This is a genomic window from Erythrobacter sp. NFXS35 (assembly GCF_040148725.1).
GTDB lineage: Bacteria > Pseudomonadota > Alphaproteobacteria > Sphingomonadales > Sphingomonadaceae > Erythrobacter.
This window is the reverse complement of the sequence record NZ_JAGDEB010000003.1, coordinates 121,625-141,271: the sequence shown is the minus strand read 5'-3', so window position 1 is coordinate 141,271 and position 19,647 is coordinate 121,625. Positions and strand designations below refer to the sequence as shown.

19 protein-coding genes and 1 other RNA gene are annotated in these 19,647 nt (G+C 64.5%); 7 read left to right on the top strand and 13 right to left on the bottom strand.

The features are described 5' to 3' along the window. Positions 1–21 precede the first annotated feature (21 nt). Positions 22–237: a PspC domain-containing protein gene (locus J3454_RS12295; protein WP_296719730.1), complete on the top strand. Its 216-nt coding sequence runs from the start codon at positions 22–24 to the stop codon at positions 235–237. 90 nt (positions 238–327) lie between these two features. Here the strand turns inward: J3454_RS12295 and J3454_RS12290 are convergent, their stop codons facing one another. The 5 genes from J3454_RS12290 to J3454_RS12270 form a co-directional block, all read right to left on the bottom strand. After that, positions 328–1,119 carry an SDR family oxidoreductase gene (locus J3454_RS12290; protein ID WP_349514069.1) on the bottom strand — a complete coding sequence of 264 codons (792 nt, stop codon included), beginning with the start codon at positions 1,117–1,119 and terminating at the stop codon, positions 328–330. A gap of 3 nt (positions 1,120–1,122) precedes the next feature. Further along, positions 1,123–1,644, bottom strand: coding sequence for an NUDIX hydrolase (locus J3454_RS12285; protein WP_349514581.1), 522 nt, complete (start codon positions 1,642–1,644; stop codon positions 1,123–1,125). A 116-nt stretch (positions 1,645–1,760) separates the two neighbouring features. Then, entirely contained in the window at positions 1,761–2,435 is a 675-nt protein-coding gene (locus J3454_RS12280; RefSeq protein ID WP_349514068.1) for a TPM domain-containing protein, read from the bottom strand. Between the two features lie 3 nt (positions 2,436–2,438). Continuing rightward, the gene (locus tag J3454_RS12275; protein ID WP_502878593.1) at positions 2,439–3,287 is read right to left on the bottom strand and encodes a TPM domain-containing protein; all 849 of its coding nucleotides are present in this window, start codon (positions 3,285–3,287) and stop codon (positions 2,439–2,441) included. A 5-nt stretch (positions 3,288–3,292) separates the two neighbouring features. After that, positions 3,293–3,895, bottom strand: a complete 603-nt coding sequence (locus J3454_RS12270) for a LemA family protein (RefSeq protein WP_349514067.1) — start codon at positions 3,893–3,895, stop codon at positions 3,293–3,295. 177 nt (positions 3,896–4,072) lie between these two features. Here J3454_RS12270 and mscL point away from each other — a divergent pair, with 177 nt between their 5' ends. The 3 genes from mscL to J3454_RS12255 all read left to right on the top strand — a co-directional run bounded on the left by mscL (position 4,073) and on the right by J3454_RS12255 (position 5,758). Continuing rightward, on the top strand, positions 4,073–4,501 hold the full coding sequence (gene mscL / locus J3454_RS12265) for a large conductance mechanosensitive channel protein MscL (protein WP_349514066.1): 429 nt from the start codon (positions 4,073–4,075) through the stop codon (positions 4,499–4,501). Positions 4,502–4,634: 133 nt separating this feature from the next. After that, positions 4,635–4,989, top strand: a transfer-messenger RNA (tmRNA) gene (gene ssrA, locus J3454_RS12260). A gap of 61 nt (positions 4,990–5,050) precedes the next feature. Continuing rightward, entirely contained in the window at positions 5,051–5,758 is a 708-nt protein-coding gene (locus J3454_RS12255) for a hypothetical protein (protein WP_349514065.1), read from the top strand. Positions 5,759–5,761: 3 nt separating this feature from the next. Here J3454_RS12255 and J3454_RS12250 read toward each other — a convergent pair whose 3' ends face one another. From J3454_RS12250 to J3454_RS12235, 4 genes are all read right to left on the bottom strand, one after another. Continuing rightward, the gene (locus tag J3454_RS12250) at positions 5,762–6,016 is read right to left on the bottom strand and encodes a hypothetical protein (protein ID WP_349514064.1); all 255 of its coding nucleotides are present in this window, start codon (positions 6,014–6,016) and stop codon (positions 5,762–5,764) included. 92 nt (positions 6,017–6,108) lie between these two features. Continuing rightward, entirely contained in the window at positions 6,109–7,359 is a 1,251-nt protein-coding gene (locus J3454_RS12245; RefSeq protein ID WP_349514063.1) for an N-succinylarginine dihydrolase, read from the bottom strand. After that, positions 7,356–8,372 carry an arginine N-succinyltransferase gene (locus tag J3454_RS12240; RefSeq protein WP_349514062.1) on the bottom strand — a complete coding sequence of 339 codons (1,017 nt, stop codon included), beginning with the start codon at positions 8,370–8,372 and terminating at the stop codon, positions 7,356–7,358. Before J3454_RS12240 ends, J3454_RS12245 begins: the two co-directional genes overlap by 4 nt. Next, positions 8,369–9,583, bottom strand: coding sequence for a hydrolase (locus tag J3454_RS12235; RefSeq protein ID WP_349514061.1), 1,215 nt, complete (start codon positions 9,581–9,583; stop codon positions 8,369–8,371). The genes J3454_RS12240 and J3454_RS12235 overlap by 4 nt, the downstream gene beginning before the upstream one ends. Positions 9,584–9,737: 154 nt before the next feature. Here J3454_RS12235 and J3454_RS12230 point away from each other — a divergent pair, with 154 nt between their 5' ends. Continuing rightward, positions 9,738–11,837, top strand: a complete 2,100-nt coding sequence (locus J3454_RS12230) for a malate synthase G (protein WP_349514060.1) — start codon at positions 9,738–9,740, stop codon at positions 11,835–11,837. 115 nt (positions 11,838–11,952) lie between these two features. Beyond that, a complete protein-coding gene (locus J3454_RS12225) occupies positions 11,953–12,366 on the top strand; it encodes an ion channel (RefSeq protein ID WP_349514059.1) in 414 nt (137 codons plus the stop codon). On the opposite strand, the gene rsmA is transcribed toward J3454_RS12225, so the two are convergent. The 4 genes from rsmA to J3454_RS12205 form a co-directional block, all read right to left on the bottom strand. After that, complete coding sequence (rsmA, locus tag J3454_RS12220; protein ID WP_349514058.1) at positions 12,356–13,180, bottom strand: 16S rRNA (adenine(1518)-N(6)/adenine(1519)-N(6))-dimethyltransferase RsmA; 825 nt, start codon at positions 13,178–13,180, stop codon at positions 12,356–12,358. The genes J3454_RS12225 and rsmA overlap by 11 nt on opposite strands. Further along, positions 13,173–14,189: a 4-hydroxythreonine-4-phosphate dehydrogenase PdxA gene (gene pdxA, locus J3454_RS12215; protein ID WP_349514057.1), complete on the bottom strand. Its 1,017-nt coding sequence runs from the start codon at positions 14,187–14,189 to the stop codon at positions 13,173–13,175. Before pdxA ends, rsmA begins: the two co-directional genes overlap by 8 nt. Next, the gene (locus J3454_RS12210) at positions 14,186–15,553 is read right to left on the bottom strand and encodes a peptidylprolyl isomerase (protein ID WP_349514056.1); all 1,368 of its coding nucleotides are present in this window, start codon (positions 15,551–15,553) and stop codon (positions 14,186–14,188) included. Before J3454_RS12210 ends, pdxA begins: the two co-directional genes overlap by 4 nt. Positions 15,554–15,729: 176 nt before the next feature. Beyond that, complete coding sequence (locus J3454_RS12205) at positions 15,730–18,015, bottom strand: LPS-assembly protein LptD (RefSeq protein ID WP_349514055.1); 2,286 nt, start codon at positions 18,013–18,015, stop codon at positions 15,730–15,732. Between the two features lie 159 nt (positions 18,016–18,174). On the opposite strand from J3454_RS12205, the gene J3454_RS12200 reads away from it, so the two are divergent. Continuing rightward, positions 18,175–19,635, top strand: a complete 1,461-nt coding sequence (locus J3454_RS12200) for a leucyl aminopeptidase (protein WP_349514054.1) — start codon at positions 18,175–18,177, stop codon at positions 19,633–19,635. Positions 19,636–19,647: the final 12 nt, after the last annotated feature.

Sequence of the window (19,647 nt, the reverse complement as noted above, 5' to 3'; positions counted from 1 at the left end):
GCAACAGGAGTTTTTTGAATAATGACCAATGTGACCCGCAATCCCGATGGCAAGCCGCCCCGCGCTGGCTTCCGCCTCGACAAGACCAATGCCAAGGTCTTCGGCGTCTGCGCCGGGATCGGCGACTATTTCGGCATCGACACGATGCTTGTGCGGATCGGCTTTGTCGCCGCGACCCTGCTCGGTTTTGGCGCTCCGGTGCTGATCTACCTTGCGATCGCACTGATCGCGGATTGAGTGCAGCGACTGAAAAGCGGTTCCCGGTTATCGGGCCGCTGCACCTGATCGAAGACAACCGGGAAGGGGCCACATCGGCCCCTTCTTTTTTCACATCGCGCTGATGCCGCCGTCGAGCTTCAGTTCCGCCCCCGTCATGAAGCGGCTTTCGTCGCTGGCGAGATACAGCACCGCATTGGCGATGTCGTTAGGCTCGCCCACGAATTTGAGCGGAATCTGACGCGCCAGCTTTTCCAGCAGGACACCCTTTTCGAGCGACGCCGCCTTGGCCGTCCCGTCCAGGATCGGCGTGTCGACGAAGGTCGGATGCACCGAATTGCAGCGGATATTCATGTTCTTCTTGGCGCAGTGCAGCGCAATCGACTTCGACAGCATCCACACCGCCGCCTTTGACGCGTTGTAGGCCGGCATCGTATCACTCGCGATCAGGCCCGCGATGCTGGAGATGTTGATGATCGACCCCGGCGCGTGTTCGCGCATCAGCGGCAGCGCCTTCTGGCAGCCGTGAAAGATCGAATTGACGTTGATGTCGAAGCAACGCTGCCAATCGGCGAAATCGCAGGTTTCGATATTGCCCGCCACCCCGATCCCGGCATTGTTGACCAGCACGTTCAGCCCGCCGAGGTGTTCGCGCGCGGCATCGACCGCGGCGTCCCACTGCGCGGGGTCGGTCACGTCATGCGCAATACCGAAAGCGGTGCCTGTGCCCATCTCGGCATTGATGATCGCCGCGGTTTCCTCTGCGCCTGCGCCGTTGATATCAGTCGCCAGTACACGCGCGCCTTCCTGCGCCAGCCGGATGCAATGCGCACGGCCCAGCCCTTGTGCGCCGCCTGTGACCAATGCGAGCTTGCCCGCGACCCGTCCCGCCCGTTCTACCATGTCTCAATCCTCTCCCAAGTAATCCGGTGTAAGCAACATCGCGATGCGCACATCGACCGCGTGGCCTGCGCGCCGCCATTCGGCCACGAAGCGCGACAGATCGCGCAAGGCAATCCGGTGGACGGTGATATTCTCGCTATCGGTGCCGCCCCCTTCGCCGACGCGCTCCAGATCGCGGGCGCGTAGCAAGGTGAATGCCTCGGACACCATGCCGGGAGAGGAATAAAATTCGCCCAGCACGTCCAGCTGCCCGGCGCGGTAGCCGGTTTCCTCTTCCAGCTCGCGCGCGGCGGCGGCGGCGGCATCCTCGCCCTCGCTGCCTTCGTCGTCGCCGATCAGGCCGGCGGGGATCTCCAGGCTGAAGCGCCCCAGGGGCACGCGATACTGGCTGACGAGCAGCACGTGGCGGGTGCCGTCCGGATCATCATCCAGCGCAATGATCGCCGCCGCCCGGATGCCGCGCGCGCGCCCGACATATTCCCAGCGGCCGCGGGTCTTGGCGGTGATGAAGCGGCCTTCCCACATGACCTGTTCGGGAAGGTCGGCGTCTTTGTCTTTTTGCAAGGGAAGCTCCGTGGGGCAGGCAATGTCGCACCCCTTCGAGACAGGCTCTGCGGCGCCGGGTCAAGGGGGAAGGGCGCCTAAACCTCGATCAGCCGGTCGGGCAGTTCGTTCACGTCGTCCTCTCCGCGCGGGAAATGCTGCGCCAGCACGAAGCCGACATCGCGGATGCCCACGGCCAGCCCCTCGGCGATGGCGCCGTTCCGGATTTCGCCGAGCATATCGCCCATCGCCTCGCCCCACACTTCTGCCGGGACTATGCTGGCTATGCTTTGATCCGCGACGATTTCCGCGCGGTGTTCGCGCATCGAAAGGTAGATCATCACGCCGGTATGACCGGTGGTGCGCCGTTCCGCCCCCACCTTGAACTGCCGCACCGCCTGATCGTGGACGCGCGCGGACTTCGCCGGGCCGGGGATGAGCGCGAATTTCAGCGGCTCCCACTGCTGCACCAGCAGTACCAGCAGGAAGGTGATAAGACCCAGTCCGATTACCATGCTGGCAAGTTCGCCGGTGGTCCATTCATGGCCCCAGCCGCCGATCATACTGTCCCACAATTGCAGGAACGGCTGCGGGAAAGCTGCGAACACGCTCATCACGGTGAACGCCGCGCCAATCGCCCACAGCAGCGCGACATCGGTATAACCGTCGGATCGATCGGCCAGCACGGTCACGATCTCGCCGGAGGTCGCGCTTTCTGCTTCGGTCACCGCTTCGGCGACCAGCCTGCGTCCGGCATCATCGAGATAGGCCATGATCTACCATCCTCCCGAGGCGCCGCCGCCCCCGAACGAGCCGCCACCGCCCGAAAAGCCGCCGCCCCCGCCGAAGCCGCCGCCGCCCCAGCCGTCACTGTCGCCGCCAGACATCGCGCCGCGCAGGATCGCGCTGCCCACTTCCCACAGGATAATGTCGCGCGCGGTATCGCCCACCCCGCGCCCGCGGCTGCCCCATGGGCCGTCACCCTTGGAGCGGTATTTACGCCGCCGCCTCCGCCCTGCGAGCAGGGGCAGGATGAAGAAGAAGAACATGAAGGCAAGCCAGATCAGGACGCCGATGGGGAATCCGCCGTCGCTTTGCCGCGCCTCGCTCGCCGCAGCGGCGACCTGCGCTGCTTCCTCGGGCGGCAATTGCAGCTGGGTGATGATCGCGTCGGTTCCGGCCGCAATTCCGCCGGCGAAATCGCCTTCACGGAATTCCGGCAGGATTGCGTTCTGGATGATCAGCGCAGACAAGGCATCGGTGAGATAGCCTTCCAGGCCATAGCCGACCTCGATCCGCACCTTGCGCTCATTGGGCGCGACCAGCAGCAACGCGCCGTCATTGCGGGTCGCGTCGCCAAGACCCCACGCGCGGCCCAGCTGATACCCGTAATCGGAAATGTCATAGCCCTGCAGATCGGGCACCGTGGCAACCACCAACTGCCGCTGCGACTGCGTTTCCAGCGCCTCCAGCTTGGCCGTCAGTGCCGCTTCGGCCTCGGGCGAGAGAATGTCGGCATTGTCGACCACCCGCCCGGTGAGTTCGGGGAATTGCGGCTGCGCGGCGAGGGGGGACGCAAACAGCGCCCCCGCCACCGCGAGCATCATGAGCAGATGGCGAAGCACGCCGATCAGTTGCTCGTCATGTCGAGCGTGGGCGCGGCCTCGGCGCCTTCGGTTACGGCTGCGTAGGGCACCAGCGGCTCGGCCCCGTGGACAACGGTCGCGCCGATGATGTCGGGGAAGGTGCGGATCGTGGTGTTATACTGGCGCACCGCCTCGTTATAGTCGCGGATAGCGACAGCGATGCGGTTCTCCGTCCCTTCGAGCTGGCTTTGCAGCGCGAGGAAGTTCTGGTTCGACTGGATCTGCGGATAGGCTTCGAAGCTGGCGAGCAGACGTCCGATGCCTTGGCTCAACTGGCCCTGTGCAGCGGCGAATTGCTCCATCGCGGCGGGATCGTCGAGGTTGTCGGCGCTGACATTGACGCTGGTGGCGCGGGCGCGGGCTTCGGTCACTTCGGTGAGGATGCTGCGCTCGCTCTCGGCCGCGCCGCGCGCGACTTCGGCGAGGTTGGGGACAAGATTCGCGCGGCGCTGAAACTGCGCTTCAACATCGGCCCACTTGGCCTTGGCCTGTTCCTCGGCGGTCGGCACCGAGTTGATCCCGCAGGCCGCAAGGCTCAGTGCGGCCACGGCGGCAAAGGCGCCGCGCAGCATGGTGGTGAACGTCATCAATCGATCCCTCCTGAAGGCGCGCGCCGTAGGACAAAGGCGGCGCAGCAAGTTCCTGTATTGTCGATATAGCACACCCCCCTGTCGGTTCAAGCGGTGGAGGACAAAAACGCGTGGCTTGGCAGGTTGGTGAGGGAGTGCCAGAAAGGGGCAAACAGCGGGCAAAAGGGGATCAACATGCTGTCGGAATTCAAGGCCTTCATCGCCAAGGGCAATGTCATGGAACTGGCGGTCGCCGTCATCATCGGCGGCGCGTTTTCCGGAATCGTGAAATCGCTGACCGACGATGTCATCATGCCGGTGGTGGGCGCGGTGTTCGGCAATGTGGATTTTTCCGACCGGTATATTGTCTTGTCGGGCGAGGTCGCGCCGGGCACACCGCTCGCCGCAGCGCGTGAGGCGGGGGCGAATGTGATGGCGCTGGGGGCGTTTTTTTCCACCGTGATCAATTTCGTTATCCTGGCTGTGATCATCTTTCTGCTGGTGCGCTATGCCACCAGGATCACCGCGCAGTTCGCAAAACAGGAGGAGGAGGCCGTGCCAGGCCCAGTCGGTCCGACCGAGGTGGAGCTGCTGACCGAAATTCGCGATGCGCTGAAGAAATAGGAGCGGCGGGGCGGATTTGTCCCAAACGGCCCGCAGGGCCGGAAGGCAGACCGCCCGCCCGCAGCGACGCTGGCGCAGCCAGCATGAGCGAGGATAAGCGCGCTCGGAGGAGCGGGCATAAACAAAAGCACGGTCACTTCACATTCAGGATTGGCACGCTATATCAGCCGTGTCGGGCAACCGACTATGGCGATAAATTGCTGCGTATAATAGACGCAACGGACCCGGGGGCAGTACCCGGCGGCTCCACCAGAAGCGGCGGCCCATAACCATGGCAACCGCAACTCCTGATGGGGCCGAACCAGGATCGACGTGTGTTGAAAAGCGTAGTTTTTGCCCGGGCTGAGTAACCCGCATAAGGCTCAAAAACCATAAGTGCCAACGATAACGAAGCACTCGCAATCGCTGCGTAATTGATGGGCTAACGCCCTGACATTATTAGGCTAAAAAGCGCGGCTGGACCGAGCCGGGCAACAGAATCGGAGACCGGGGGCCCGGGGGAGCCTAGCAACAGAATCCCCCACCCCTTTCGGTGCGCAGGAGGTCGCCTTGCGTCGTATTTCGGTCGCTATGCTGTTGGGGTTGGCCGGGTCGCTCGCCCTCCCAATGCCCGCCGCTTCCCAGGAAGACCGCGAGTCCTATCTCGCCCGGATGCGCACTATCTGCGAAGGCGGGTGCCTGCAGCCCAAACAGGTCCTGCGTACCGCGCGCAAGCTGCGTCCCGGCGAGGAACGCGAGATAGCGGCGATACTCGATATTGCCGACGTAACGAAGCACGGCGACAAATACATCCTGCTGCAGCAGACCCCCAACCTTTACGATATGACCGAGTTCGACTTCGGGATGCCGCAACTCGACCAGAGCCGCATCTCCGATCGTAACAACATTAGCATCGAGATGAACGAACAGACCCTATTCGATCTGTTAAACCTCCCACAGGTTTCGGACGAACCGGTTGCGCGCCCCGATCTGGGCAGCGGCATTACTGTCGAAGGCGATCGGAATCGCAAATTCGTAAGGCCTTCGCTCGCGACCCTCAGGGTCGCGTTCCGCAACCGCCGGATCGTGGTGCGGGCCATGCCCAGGTTGGACGTCGCTTTTGCGGGGGCGCGGCGGGATCGGAAGAACAAGCAATTGACCCTTATGCTCCGCAACGCGGACGATCTGGCGTTGCTGCCCCGCTATGACGGTGACGGAAACCCGATTCTCGACGGGCCGCTTCAGGGTCTCGCCGGTTCCGAGCGCGGCGAGCGGTAGCGATCAATCCGGACGATCGCTGTTCTGTGCGCGCAACTGCGCCAATTCCTTTTCTAGCCGGATGCAGTCGAGCATTTTTGCGCCCGCCAGAAATACGGCGCCCGTGGTGGCAAGGAACAATAATTGTCCGCCGAAGCCGGGGAACTGATCCAGATAGGCCGAACCGCGCGCCGTGGCCCCGAGCGCGAGGGCATAGATGATCAGAAACGCCTCGAACCGCGTCTTGATCACGAATAGCCTGGCGATCTTACGCAGCATGGGCTCTCCCGGGGCAGCTTCGGCGCCGACTGGCGGCCCCGATTTAACAATGCGGTAACCCTAGCCCCATCGCGCGCGATTGCGCAAACACGTTAACCAAGCTGTGCCAGATCGAGCGCATCGAGCAGGGCGAGACGTGCTGCAATCACGCTGGTCGCGAGAGATTGCGTGCCGACATCGGAGGGGTCTATCTGCTCCGGCCAATGCGCGGCGATGGTGCGTTCGATCAGGTCGGCGCGCGCCTCGTCCAGCAGGAAGCGCGGATCGACCGTCGCCGGATCGCACACCATCCGCAGGCGCAGGCAGGCCGGGCCGCCGCCATTGGCCATCGACTGCCGCACGTCGACAGGTATGACCTGCCGGATCGGACCATTTCCTTCCAGCATCGCTTCGCACCACCCCCAGACAGCCGAGCTTTCGCGGCATTCCTCCGGCACGATCAGCGCCATCGTGGAGTCGGGCAGCGTCACCAGCTGCGCGTTGAACAGGTAGGTGCGGATCGCTTCTTGCAGCGTCACCGCGCTCGACGGCACTTCCACGATTTCGAGTGCCGGGTAAGCGGCGCGGATCGTGTCATAGGCACCCTGCTGATCGGCGAAGGCCTCGGCATGGGTGAACAGCACCCGCCCGTTCGCCACCGCGACGACATCATTGTGGAACGCGCCGGCCTCGATCGCAGCCGGGTTCTGCTCGATAAATACCGTGCTCGCAGGATCGAGGCCGTGGGCGCGGGCAACGAGGCGGCTGGCCTGTTCGTGCTGGCGTGCGGGGAAGCGCCCGCCAGTTCTGCCGTAGACGAACACCTCGACGCCGGGCGCATCGTGGCTGTCGCACAGCCGCATGTGATTGGCCGCGCCTTCATCGCCGAAACTGGGCGGGACGGCGTCGTGGATCACGAAGTGGCGGGTGTCGCCGAACGCGATGTCCAGCTGGCGCTTGGTATCGGGCCATTCCTGCGCACGATGGAGCATGGTGACGAGGTTTGCGGGCGTCAGGTGGCAGCGCCCGTCGGCGGTGTCGGGGGCAGGCGAGACAGTCGCGGCGTTGGCGGTCCACATGCTCGATGCCGACCATGGTGCGGCGCGCAGTTGCGCCGGCTCGCTGCCGTCGAGCGCCAGGGCAGCCTGCAAAGCGATGTTGGGGCGGGGCAGGGGCAGCAAGTATCCCTGCACCCCCAGCCGCGCCAGATTGCCGCGCATCTTTGCCACACCCTGAAGCGCCGCAGCGCGCGGATAGGAGGCATCGCCCGCATGGCTGGCGCTGGCGATATTGCCGAGGCTTAGACCGGCGTAATTGTGACTGGGGCCGACGATTCCGTCGAAATTGATCTCGGTCCGGCTCATCGCGCCACGCTCCACACTTCGTCGCCTTCGCACACGTCGAGCAGATCGGCGCTGGCCGAATCGATTGCGATTCCTCCGTCCCCATCCAGCGCCCGTGCGCCGAAACAGGCGCGGAAGCTGTCGAGCCGTCCTGTGGCGAGAATTGCCCGCTCACCTTCGGTAAGGGTCAGGTCGGTCAGGTTGGCGCTCGTACTGTCCTTCACGCTGGTTACCAGATCGGTATGCGCCACCATGGTCGGTCCGCCATCGAAGATGTCGACATAGCCATCATGGCGAAATCCTTCGTTTTCCAGCATCCGCATCGCTGCGCGCCCGGTGGGGTGGGGTACGCCGATCACGCTGCGCGCATCGTCATCCAGCATCGCGATATAGACCGGGTGCTTGGGCATCAGGTCGGCGATGAACTGGTTGCCGTTGATCGCGTTGAAATAGTCCGCGTCCTGAAAGCTCATCCCGAAGAACCGCCCTGCGACCCCTTCCCAGAAAGGCGATCCGCCGCGCTCGTCGATAATGCCGCGCAATTCGGCAATGATCCGCTCGGCAAACCGGCGCCGGTGCATCGCCACGAACATGTAGCGCGACCGGGCGAGCAGCAGGCCCAGCCCGCCGGCGCGCTCATTGGGGTGGAGGAACAGCCCGCCGACTTCACTCGATCCTTCTAGATCGGTGACGAGGCTGAGCAATTCGGCGCGCACCGTGCGGTCTAGCTCCTGCGAATATTGGGTGAGCGTGTTGAGCCGATAGGAATAGAACGGCCAGCGTTGGCCCACCTGCGTCATCAACTGACAGGTGCCGCGCACCGCCCCGGTGCTGACGTTTTCGAGCACCAGCACGAAAAGTTCGTCCGACAGCGTATCGGAATCGCGTGCAAAGGATCCTTCGGCCCGTTCGAGCTTGGCTTTGAGCGCGGCGCGATCGGGCGGAAGGTTGGTGAAGCCCCCGCCGGTCAGCTTGGCCATTTCGTAAAGCGCTTCGAGATCGGAAGCGCGTGCGGCGCGCAGGCGGAAGCTCATGCAGCTGTTCCTTCGGCTAAAACGCCCTGGGTCAAAGCACCTTGCGACAATCGCTCGATCACGCGGGCGGAAAGGGCCGCACGCTCGGCAAGGCTGGGGACGATCAGATATTCCTGCGGAGAATGGATAGCGCCGCCGCGCACCCCCATGGTGTCAACCACCGGCACGCCGCAGGCAGCGATGTTGTTACCGTCGCACACGCCGCCGGTGGATTGCCAGCCGATGTCCTGCCCCAGTTCCGCGCCGCATGTCCGCACCAGATCGAACAGGCGCTGTGCTGCAGGATCAACGGCCTTGGGCGGACGGGTGACGCCGCCGTGGCGGTGGGTGGCCACTTCATGCGTGGCCTCAATACTCCCTAGCAGTGTGTTGAGGTTATTGTCGAAAGCCTCCATCGCGGCGGTAGATTTCGGGCGAATGTTGAACCGCAGCAGAGCATGATCGGGCACCACATTATTGGCTGCGCCACCTTCCAGCTTGGCCGGGTTGATGGTCAGATCATCGTTCTCCATCTCCTTCAGCCGCAGGATCAGATCGGCGGCTGCGACGATGGCATTGCGCCCCTCATGCGGGTTGCGACCGGCGTGGGCGGATTTGCCGGAGATCGTGATCGAGTAATTCCCCGTCCCGCCGCGCTCATGCGCCAGCGTGCCATCGGGCAGGGCAGCGGGTTCATAGGTCAGCGCCGCCAGCTTGCCCGCCGCCATCTCCGCGATCAGCGCGGCGCTGGCGAGCGATCCGGTTTCCTCGTCGGCATTGATCAGCACATCGTAGCCGAGGGCCGAGGCGCCTGCGGTCTGCTCGAATGCCAGCAACGCGTGCAGCATCACTGCGATCCCGCCCTTCATATCGGCCACGCCCGGCCCGTTCAGAGTCTCGTCGTCGAGCCAGCGCTGGGATTGAAACGGATGATCGGCAGGAAACACCGTGTCCATATGCCCGGTCAGCAGGATGCGGCGGTTGGCCTGCGGGCGTACGCGCACCACCAGATGCTGACCGTGGGGCTTTTCGAAGGCGGAGCCATCGGCGGCGACCGCAGTGACAGGGGCCGGGTCGACCAACTCGACGGTGCCGGGCAGGGCGGCGAAAGCTTCGGTGAGCGCGGCGGCTTGCTGCGCGAGACCGGGAAGATTGCCGGTGCCGGTGTTGATTGCGCTCCACGCCTGCACCTGCGCGAGCATGGCGGTTGGATCGAAGGGAGAAGGGTTCATCGTAGTCATCCGGTCACCTCTAGCCGCCCGGGCGCGCCAGTCCAACCCGTTGCGGGTCGCCAGCCCGTTGCAATGCACCGCCCCCTGCGCCATAGCGCCCGCCGTTCTCCCCTCCCCAGGACTTGCCCCCGCAGCCAGATCCAAGAGGACACTGATGACTGACATGACCACCCGCGCCGAACTTGCCATCGAATCCCGTTTGGCGAGCTTCCTTGAAGCCCAGGTGCTGAAGCCGCTGGGCCGCGACGTGGATGCCTTCTGGCAGGGTTTTGCTGGTCTGCTGGCAGATTTCGTACCGCGCAACCGGGCGCTGTTGGCCAGGCGCGAGGAATTGCAGGCTTCGATCGATGCATGGCACGTCGAACGCGCCGGAAAGCCACATGATGCAGAGGCTTACAAGGCATTCCTCACACAAATCGGCTATCTCGTGCCCGAACCGGGCGGGTTTCAGATCGGCACCCAAAACGTCGATCCCGAAATCGCGACGATGGCCGGGCCGCAATTGGTGGTACCGATCCTCAATGCGCGGTTCCTGCTGAATGCCGCCAATGCGCGCTGGGGCAGCCTGTATGACGCCTTCTACGGTACCGATGCGCTCGATGCGCCCCCGGCGCGTCCGGGCGGCTACGACGAAACGCGCGGAGCGGCGGTGATCGCGCAGGGGCGCAAATTTCTGGATCAGGCGCTGCCTCTGGTCGACCAGAGCTGGGCCGACCTTGCCGATCAGCACGATGGCAAGTTGCAGGACGAAAGCCAGTGGGTCGGCCACACCGAAAAAGGCCTGCTTTTCAAGAACAATGGGTTGCACATCGAGGTTGTATTCGATTCGAACACCCCGGTGGGCGCTACCGACAAGGCCGGGATCGCCGACATCATCGTTGAATCCGCGCTGACCACCATCGCCGATTGCGAGGATTCTGTCGCGGCTGTCGATGCCGAGGATAAGCTGCTGGCCTACACCAACTGGCTCGGCATCATCCGCGGCGATTTGGAGGAAAGTTTCGACAAGGGCGGGCGCACGCTCACGCGCAAGCTTGCGGCCGACAAGACCTACACCGCGCCTGATGGAGCCCGGCACTCGCTTCCCGGTCGCAGCCTGATGTTCGTGCGCAATGTCGGCCACCTGATGACCAACCCCGCGATCCGCCTGCGGGACGGCATCGAGATTCCCGAAGGCATCATGGACGCGGTCTTCACCAGCGCGATCAGCACGCTCGATGTCGAAGGCCGCAGCACATTCGGCAATTCTCGCTGCGGATCGATCTACATCGTGAAGCCCAAGATGCATGGCCCGGAAGAATGCGCCTTCACCAACGACCTGTTCGACGCGGTGGAAGACCTGCTCAAGCTCCCGCGCCACACCATCAAGGTCGGAGTGATGGACGAGGAACGCCGGACCAGCGCGAACCTGGCCGCCTGCATCCACGCCGTGCGTGACCGGATCGTGTTCATCAACACCGGCTTTCTCGACCGGACGGGGGATGAAATCCACACCGCGATGCGCGCCGGGCCGATGCTGCGCAAGGGCGCGATGAAGGGTTCCGACTGGCTCAAGGCCTACGAGGCGCGGAACGTCGCCATCGGCCTCAAGCACGGCCTGTCAGGCAAGGCGCAGATCGGCAAGGGGATGTGGGCCGCGCCCGACCTGATGGGGCAGATGATGGTCGAGAAAATCGGCCACCTGCGCGCCGGGGCGAACACAGCATGGGTGCCGTCCCCCACCGCCGCGACACTTCATGCGCTGCACTATCATCAGGAGAATGTGTTTGCGATCCAGCAGAGCCTGCCCGAACCGGCGGGTCTGGATGCGCTGCTCAGCATTCCGCTTGCCGAGGGCGTGAACTGGTCGGTCGAAGAAATCCGCGATGAACTCGACAATAACTGCCAAGGCCTGCTCGGTTATGTGGTGCGCTGGGTCGATGCGGGCGTCGGCTGTTCCAAGGTGCCGGACATCAACGACGTCGGCTTGATGGAAGACCGCGCGACCTTGCGCATTTCCTCGCAGCACATCGCCAACTGGCTGCTGCACGGCGTGGTGAGCGAGGCGCAGGTGCTGGATTCGCTCGCCCGCATGGCCGCCAAGGTCGATGCGCAGAACGCAGGCGACCCGCTCTATGTGCCGCTCACCGGCAACCAGGACGGCCCGGCCTATCGCGCGGCTAAGGACCTGATATTCAAGGGCGTTGATCAACCCAGCGGCTATACCGAACCGCTGTTGCATCAATGGCGGCAGGTGGCCAAGGGTCAGGGGTAACCCACCGCTGCGGCGCACTGCATGACAAGATGAATTGACCGCTCGCCGGGGCTGAACGTGGAACATTCGCCGTCTGGTTCCGCTTCTTCCCGAAATGACGGATGCGGAACTCTCCGTGCTTGCCTGGGGTGTCGGCCTGCTGTTCGCGTACGGCCTGGTTCATCTCGGCGGTCTGGAGCTTATCAGGAAGGTAAGGCCGGACGGCAAAGCGCACAGCTCGATCGGCCTGCTGTTCACCTTCTGGGGGCTTGCCCTGTTGCACCTGTTCGAAATCGCACTGGCGGCGGTTCTGCTGGCCTATCTGCTGGCCAACCCGGATCACGGCACGCTGACCGAGGGTTTCGGCAGTTCGGCGGCGGATTATCTCTATTTTGCCGGGGTTTCGTTTGCCACCCTGGGCTACACCCAGCTCGAAGCCCACGGAGCGATCCGGTTGCTGGTGATGCTGCTTTCGCTGAGCGGTTTCATGCTGATCACCTGGTCGGCCAGCTTCATCTACACGATCTGGGGCGAAACCTTCAGGGATTGAGCGCCCGCGCGATCGCCACAAACTCTGCCACGCTGACCGTCTCGGCGCGCCGCGTTTCGTCGATGCCGAGGCTGGCCAGCGCCGCCAATGCGCCCGGCACGCCCTTCAGGCTCTGACGCAGCATCTTGCGACGCTGGCCGAAGGCGGCCTCGGTCAGGCGTTCGAGCATTCGTGCCGACACGCCTTCGGGCATCGCGGCAGGGGCAACATGGACAATTGCGCTCATCACCTTGGGGGGCGGGGTGAAGGCGCTGCGGTGGACCTTCATCGCCATGGTCGCCGCACTGCGCCACTGGGCGAGCACGGCGAGGCGGCCATAGGCGTCCTCACCCGCCGAGGCGACGATCCGGTCGGCAACCTCGCGCTGGAACATGAGCGTGAGCGATTGCCATTGTGGCGGCCAGCTTTCGCCGCTCAGCCATCGCACGAACAGCGCGGTGCCGACGTTGTAGGGCAGATTCGACAGCACGTGGAACGGTTCGCCGCCCATCAGCGCGCCGTGATCGAGTTTGAGCGCGTCGCCTTCGATCACGGTCAGCTGCCCCGGAAAGCTCTCGCTCAGTTCTGCCAGCGCAGGCAGGCAGCGGCGGTCCATTTCGATGGCGGTGACCAGCGCTCCGGCTTTCAGCAGCGCCCGCGTCAACCCGCCGGGGCCGGGGCCGACTTCGAGCACAGCCGTGCCCGTCAGATCGCCCGGCAGCGCAGCGATGCGGGCGAGCAATTGTTCATCGAGCAGGAAGTTCTGCCCCAGCGCCTTGGAGGCGGCGAGACCGTGTCGCTTGATGACATCGCGGATGGGGGGGAGGTCAGCCATTGCCAGTACGCGCCGCAGCCATGTCTGTAGCCATCACGATTGCTGCCAGCATCGCGCCGGGATCGGCCAGCCCGCGCCCGGCAATGTCGAAGGCGGTGCCGTGATCGGGCGAGGTGCGGATAATCGGCAGGCCGAGCGTCACGTTCACGCCTTCGTCCACCTCCAGAGCCTTTAGCGGGATCAGTGCCTGATCGTGATACATCGCGAGCGCCGCGTCATAGGTCGTCCGCATCCGGGGGGTGAACAGCGCGTCGCCCGGCACCGGGCCGAACACATCGATACCCTCGGCCTGAAGCGCGGCGATGGCGGGGGCGATAATGCGCGTTTCCTCATCACCGAACTTGCCGCCTTCGCCCGCATGCGGGTTCAGCGCGGCGATGGCGAGGCGCGGGTTGGCGATGCCGAAGTCGCGGCTCAGGCCCGCCGCGACGATCCGCGCCTTGTGAGTGATGAGATCGGTGGAGAGTAGCGTGGGTACTTCGGCCAGCGGCGTGTGAACCGTCAGCGGAACGGTGCGCAGGCTCGGCCCCGCCAGCATCATCACCGCATCGCGATAGGCCAGATCGCAGGCTTCGGCGAGGAATTCGGTTTGCCCGGGATAATCCCATCCGATCGCCGCCAGCGCGCTCTTGGCGACCGGCGCGGTGACAAGGCCCGAGGCGACGCCTGACAGGCTGAACTTCGTTGCCCAGCTGAGCGATGCGAGCGCCAGCCGCGCGCCTTCAGAATCGGGACTCCCCGGAGCCCACGGTGCATCCAGCCCGGCCATCACCGGCAGGCCGGCAGCCGATGCGAACAGGGCTTCGGCCGGATCGGCAATCGGCACGATCGGGCAATCGATGCCCAGCGCTTCGGCGATCATGCGCAGGATTTCCGGCCCACCCACGACAAACGCGGTCGGTGCGCGGCGTTCCTGCCGCAGGCGCACCCACGCGCCGAGAATCACCTCCGGGCCGATGCCCGCCGGATCGCCCAGCGCGATGGCGAGGGGAGCCGCCTGTGGGTTCAATTGTACTCGATATAGGCGTCGTTGCGCAGATCGCGCAGATAGCGCTGGGCACGCTTGTTGATGCGCTCCTGCTCGATATCGTCCATGACTGCGGCAAAGGTCGGTGCGCCGGCATCCTCGGGATCGTCGCGACCGCAGAGCATCAACACACGTACGCCTTCCTCCACGCCGCCGAACAGAGGGGTGGTCTGCCCGATCTGCAGGTTGAGTATGATCGTGCGCAGCTGTTCGGGCAGGCTGCCGGCCTTGATCTGATCATTGGTGACGACCTGCGCGTCGACCGCCGCTGCCCCGGCCTCCACATCCCCGCAGCCGCGTAGGGATTCGACGTATTCACCGAACTGGCTGACCTTGGCCTCCGCCTCGGCTTCGGTAACGCCCGGCTGAAAGGTGATGGCAATCTGCTTGAGGCTCAGCAAGGCTTCATTGGGGTCGGCCATCAGCACCTGCCGCTTGTTGATCAGGTAGATGATCGAAAAGCCGCCGGGAATCTCCACTGGCCCTTGTAATTGCCCCGGCTGCAGCTGCCGGGCGGCGGTCGCCAGCTGCGGCGGAAGCTGGCCCAACCGCACCCAGCCCAGATCGCCGCCGACAACCGCCGTGGTCGCTTCCGAGAACTGCCGCGCATAGGCCACAAAGCTGCCGCCCTGCTGCAATTGCTCCATGATCGCCTGCGCATTGGCCAGTACCGCCTCGCGGTTTTCGGTGGTGGCGGACAGGTAGATTTCGCCGAGCCGGTATTCGTCCGTCCCGCGCGAAGCCTCGAGCCGGGCGAGCACGTCGTTCACTTCCTCGGCCGAGACATTGACGAACGGCATGATGTTGCGACGAAGCAGGTTTTCCCACGCTACCTCGCCTTCGATCTGGCGCTTGAGCGAATCGGGCGATGACCCGATCGACAGCAGGTATTCGTCCATTTTCTTCGGCTCGGTGGCGAAGTTCTGGGCGGCAAGCTGCTGATAGGTCTGCTCCACTTCTTCGCGCGCAACCTTCATCTCGGCTGCCTCGGCGGCCTGCACCTTGAGCGTTTCGTCGATCAGGTTGCGCAGCACCTGCACACGCAGGCGCAGCAGCTCCTCTTCGGGGATCGGCGCTTCCGAAGCAGAAGTGACCAGTGCCACGCGCTGATCGATATCGGTGCCGGTGATGACGTAGCCGTTCACCACCGCCGTTGCGGTGCGGCGATCGGGATCGGTCTTGCCGAAAATGGTGACGTCCTCGGGCAGGCCAAAGGGGTTGTCGGCTGTCGGAACGGCAACCGTCTGCGCGGGCGCGGAAGCGGGCACCATGACGAGGGCGGCAAGTCCTGCCAGCATCACGCCACTACGCGTCCTCAGCCCGGCATTCTTGGAAAACAGTTTCATTGTCACTCGTTCATTCCCGCCTTTGGTAATTCCTGCGCGACCCCTCACGCAATATGTGCCGCGGTTGCGTGATCGCGGCTGAACGGAAGCTGAGTTGTGCCACCCCCGGCACTGCCCCCCATCTATTGCGACGCGGCCTTAGCCCGAATTCTTCGCGCTGCCAATTCGTGCGACCGTTACCGGAAACCGAGGTTGCGCAGGGCAAAGAACACCTGAAACGCATTGCCGCGCGCCGCGTCTCCCGCCGAGATGAAATCGCGCCGCCAGGTCGCGCCCAGTTCGATGCAATCGTCCTGATAGGCAATACCGAGCCGGGTGCGGATCGGCTCGAACCCGTCGGGCTGGAAAATCGGATCATCCGCTGCATCGGTGAGATTGACCACGCCAGATCCGAAGATCGACCATTTGCGTCCGATCGCGATGCGAGCGGCGGCGCGCAGTTCCTCGCGGTCGCGCAGGTCCTCCACGGTCTGAATGTCGCGGTTCAGTTGCAGGTAGCCGAATTCCAGGTAGGTGCGGCGCGATCCGATTGTGGCGTCGATTTCATTTCGGCGCACCGCGAGATTGTCCTTGTCGAGCCGGAAGCGGTGCGTGAGACTGACATAATCGCGGAACCGGATCTGCGTGCGTCCGACGAAGTCCGACACGCGTTCGGACAGGCCGGTGCCGACGGGAAAAATCTGTTCTTCCGGGTCATCGAATCGGTAGGATTGGCCGATGGTGGTCGACACCCGCCAACCGGGGCGCTGCAATTCCCAGTCCAGTCCCCAGGTGATGCGGGTGCCGTCCTCGACCCGGTCGTAACCGGGGAAACGGTTGAGCGCGAAAAGATTGGAATCCTCAAGGTCGATCGCGCGTGCGTCTTCGTTGGGTACGGCGAGGTTTCGTAGCTTGGGGCTGGCGACGATCTGCACTCGCGGCTTCAACACCTGCGTGCCGCCGAACGCCTCGCCCACGAAAGGCCATTCGATGTCGATCGCAGCGGTGGCGATCCCGCGCGTGGTCCAGCCCTCGGTACCGCGATAGCTGGGGGTGGTGGTGGCAAGGATGTTGTCGGTGTTGTAGATGTCGCCGCGCACCAGCGCCGTCAGCGTTACCACCTGACCCAGCCCTGTCAGCCGCTGCAGATCCCACTTCGCCCCGGCAAAGGCGCGCTGCGTGTCCTGCCCATCGTTGCGTAGCAGGGCGAGACTGTTGACCTGAAATTCGATTTCGCCGCCCAGCACCGGAGCGTCGACGATCTTGCGATAGTCGAGTGCGGGCAGGGCGAGCGGCACCTGGCCCTGGTCGGCGTTGATGCGCAGGGTCTGCGTTGCCCATCCGGCGAGCGAGAAATAGGAATCGTCGGTGATGCGTTCGAGATTGATGGTCGAACGCAGCCGGTCGTCACGGCTGATATCGTAGCGGCGCAGGAAGGTGCGATCGCTGGCGAGCCGGACCGAGGTGGTGAGGCTCCATTCTGGCGAGAACTGGAAGCGGCCATTGCCTTCGATGTAACCGCGCGGATCGCGCTCGAAACTTTCGTCACCGGTGAGATCGGTCAGCCGGTCGCTGGCGGTAAGATAGCCGGTGACCTGATAAGCGCCCTTGTCGGTCAAATGCCGCCATTGCGCGCTCGCCATCGGGGCGACGTTGGAGAACACATAGGCGCCCAGTGTCAGGTCGCGGTTATCGGCAAGCCGCCAGTAATACTCGCTGGACAGCTCCAGGCCGTTAACCTGGCTGATGCGGAAATCGGGGACGAGAAAGCCGGATTCGGCCTTGCCGTCGGTGCGCAGCGCAAGGCCCGGCAGCGGCAGGATGCGCGCGCCGAACAGTTCCAGCATGGCTCCTGTGAATTCCACCCGTTGTGTTTCCGGGTCGAAGGTCACGCGCTCGGCGGTGATGCGCCAGCTCGGATCCTTCGGGCAGCCTTCCGCACCGGTAACGGCGCAGGCGGTATAGGCGGCGTCGTTCAGCAGCGCGACGCCATCCTCGCCCCGCTCAGCCGAGCGTGCAGCCAGCCTGCCTCCGGCGCGCAAGGCGATCAGCAGTTCGGCCATTGCGCCTGTTTCGAAGGTCTCGCTCAGTTCGACCTGATCGGTAAACAGCTGGTTGCCAGCCTCGTCCAACAGCCGAACATCGCCGGTGGCGATGATCTGGCCGGAGCGGCGATCCCAACTCACCTGGTCGGCCCGAACAGAGCGGTCTTCAGAACGCAGGATGACATTGCCGCGTGCGGTGACGGTATCGGTCTCGTTATCGTAATCGAGTTGCTCGGCCTCGAAATCGATCACCGGTGCCGCTGTATCATCTTGCGCCTGCACCACCGGATCGGGATCAGGGGCATCCTTCGCAGCGAGCGTGGTGGGGACGCCCAGCAGAACCAACGCCAGCGCCACCCGCGACGCCGCCCGCCGCGCCGGGAAGCGCAAGGCTGGGCGCGCAGCATCGCGCGATCCGATCGACAAGCCTCCCGACATGGCCTTGCCTATTGCACCGCTCGCGCCTAATCGCAATCGCGTTTGCGGCCTTGTGCGCGCCTTCTCGGCCAATGCGTCGGCAGGTGGCGGCTGCGGCTTTCTCTTATCGGGCGAAGCCATGCGCTGCGCCGGCATTCTGCCCCATCCAGCGGAGACACCATGCAGATCCATTTCACCGCCTCGCCCCCCGCCGAAATCCGCCTGCGCGCGCGGATCGCTAACCAGGGCGCCAGCCTTGCCGGAATCGATCAGGCGCTGGTCGATGGTGCGGCGGCGGCGCGCTTCACCGGCCGTGTTGGTCAGGTGTTCGAAGGTTTCACCAGCGAGGGCGGCACGCTGCGGCGGATCGCGCTCGCAGGCGCGGGCGAGCCGACTGCGGGCGAGCGGCGGCTCAACCTCGAACGGGCAGGCGCAGGGCTGACCGCCAAGTATCTGGTTTCGGGTGAAACCGCGATGGTGCTCGACCTCGGCGGCGCAGGGCTTTCCGCCGATGATGCCGCGGCGGTGCTGCTGGGCCTGCGGTTGCGTGGCTGGCGGCATGACAAGTATCGCACCAAGCTGGCCGCGGACAAGCGCCCCAGTCTCGCCACCATCCACGTCACCGGAGCGCCCGATGGCACCGAAGCCGCCTGGGAGCGCGAGGCGGCGCTGGCCAAGGGTGTCGAGTTCACCCGCGTACTGGTCGCCGAACCGGCCAACGTGATCTACCCCGCAAGCTTCGTCGCCGCGTGCGAGGAAGCTTTCGCTGGAACCGGTGTGGAAATCACCGTGCTGGGCGAGGCCGAGATGGAAGCGCTCGGCATGGGTGCGCTGATCGGTGTGGGCAAGGGTTCGGAACGCGAATCGAAACTGCTCACGATCCGCTGGAACGGCGGCGCGGCAAACGACAAGCCGACCGTCTTCGTCGGCAAGGGCGTGACCTTCGACACCGGCGGCATCTCGCTGAAGCCGCCGCCGGGCATGGAAGACATGAAGTGGGATATGGGCGGCGCGGGCGCGGTTGCAGGGGCGATGCTGGCGCTTGCGGGACGCAAGGCCAAGGCCAACGTGATCGGCGTGATGGGCCTGGTCGAGAACATGCCCGACGGCAAGGCGCAGCGCCCGGGCGACATCGTCACCACCATGAGCGGGCAGACGGTCGAAGTGCTCAACACCGATGCCGAAGGGCGGCTGGTGCTCTGCGACGCGTTGCATTGGGCGCAGGAACAATATGACGCCGCGCGGATCGTCGATCTTGCCACGCTGACAGGCGCAATGATCATCGCGCTGGGCAATGAACATGGCGGGATGTTCGCCAATGACGATACGCTGGCCGACCAATTGACCGCAGCGGGCAAGGCCACCGGCGACAAGCTGTGGCGGATGCCGCTGGGTCCGAATTACGACAAGCTGATTGATTCGCCGATTGCCGACATCAAGAATGTCGGCCCGCGCGAGGCCGGATCGATCACCGCCGCGCAGTTCCTCCAGCGCTTCATCAAGAACGGTACCCCTTGGGCGCATCTCGACATCGCCGGCATGGTGTGGGCGAACAAGCCTGGCCACAGCTGGGACAAGGGCGCGACTGGCTATGGCGTGCGGCTGCTCGACCAGTTCGTGCGGGATGTGGTCGAACAGTAAGGAGCGCGCCTC

Coding starts and splice junctions, on each gene's coding strand:
- J3454_RS12295 (WP_296719730.1), top strand. CDS start 22: ATGACCAATGTGACCCGCAATCCCGATGGCAAGCCGCCCCGCGCTGGC.
- J3454_RS12290 (WP_349514069.1), bottom strand. CDS start 1,119: ATGGTAGAACGGGCGGGACGGGTCGCGGGCAAGCTCGCATTGGTCACA.
- J3454_RS12285 (WP_349514581.1), bottom strand. CDS start 1,644: ATGTGGGAAGGCCGCTTCATCACCGCCAAGACCCGCGGCCGCTGGGAA.
- J3454_RS12280 (WP_349514068.1), bottom strand. CDS start 2,435: ATGGCCTATCTCGATGATGCCGGACGCAGGCTGGTCGCCGAAGCGGTG.
- J3454_RS12270 (WP_349514067.1), bottom strand. CDS start 3,895: ATGACGTTCACCACCATGCTGCGCGGCGCCTTTGCCGCCGTGGCCGCA.
- mscL (WP_349514066.1), top strand. CDS start 4,073: ATGCTGTCGGAATTCAAGGCCTTCATCGCCAAGGGCAATGTCATGGAA.
- J3454_RS12250 (WP_349514064.1), bottom strand. CDS start 6,016: ATGCTGCGTAAGATCGCCAGGCTATTCGTGATCAAGACGCGGTTCGAG.
- J3454_RS12245 (WP_349514063.1), bottom strand. CDS start 7,359: ATGAGCCGGACCGAGATCAATTTCGACGGAATCGTCGGCCCCAGTCAC.
- J3454_RS12240 (WP_349514062.1), bottom strand. CDS start 8,372: ATGAGCTTCCGCCTGCGCGCCGCACGCGCTTCCGATCTCGAAGCGCTT.
- J3454_RS12235 (WP_349514061.1), bottom strand. CDS start 9,583: ATGAACCCTTCTCCCTTCGATCCAACCGCCATGCTCGCGCAGGTGCAG.
- J3454_RS12230 (WP_349514060.1), top strand. CDS start 9,738: ATGACTGACATGACCACCCGCGCCGAACTTGCCATCGAATCCCGTTTG.
- rsmA (WP_349514058.1), bottom strand. CDS start 13,180: ATGGCTGACCTCCCCCCCATCCGCGATGTCATCAAGCGACACGGTCTC.
- J3454_RS12210 (WP_349514056.1), bottom strand. CDS start 15,553: ATGAAACTGTTTTCCAAGAATGCCGGGCTGAGGACGCGTAGTGGCGTG.
- J3454_RS12205 (WP_349514055.1), bottom strand. CDS start 18,015: ATGTCGGGAGGCTTGTCGATCGGATCGCGCGATGCTGCGCGCCCAGCC.
- J3454_RS12200 (WP_349514054.1), top strand. CDS start 18,175: ATGCAGATCCATTTCACCGCCTCGCCCCCCGCCGAAATCCGCCTGCGC.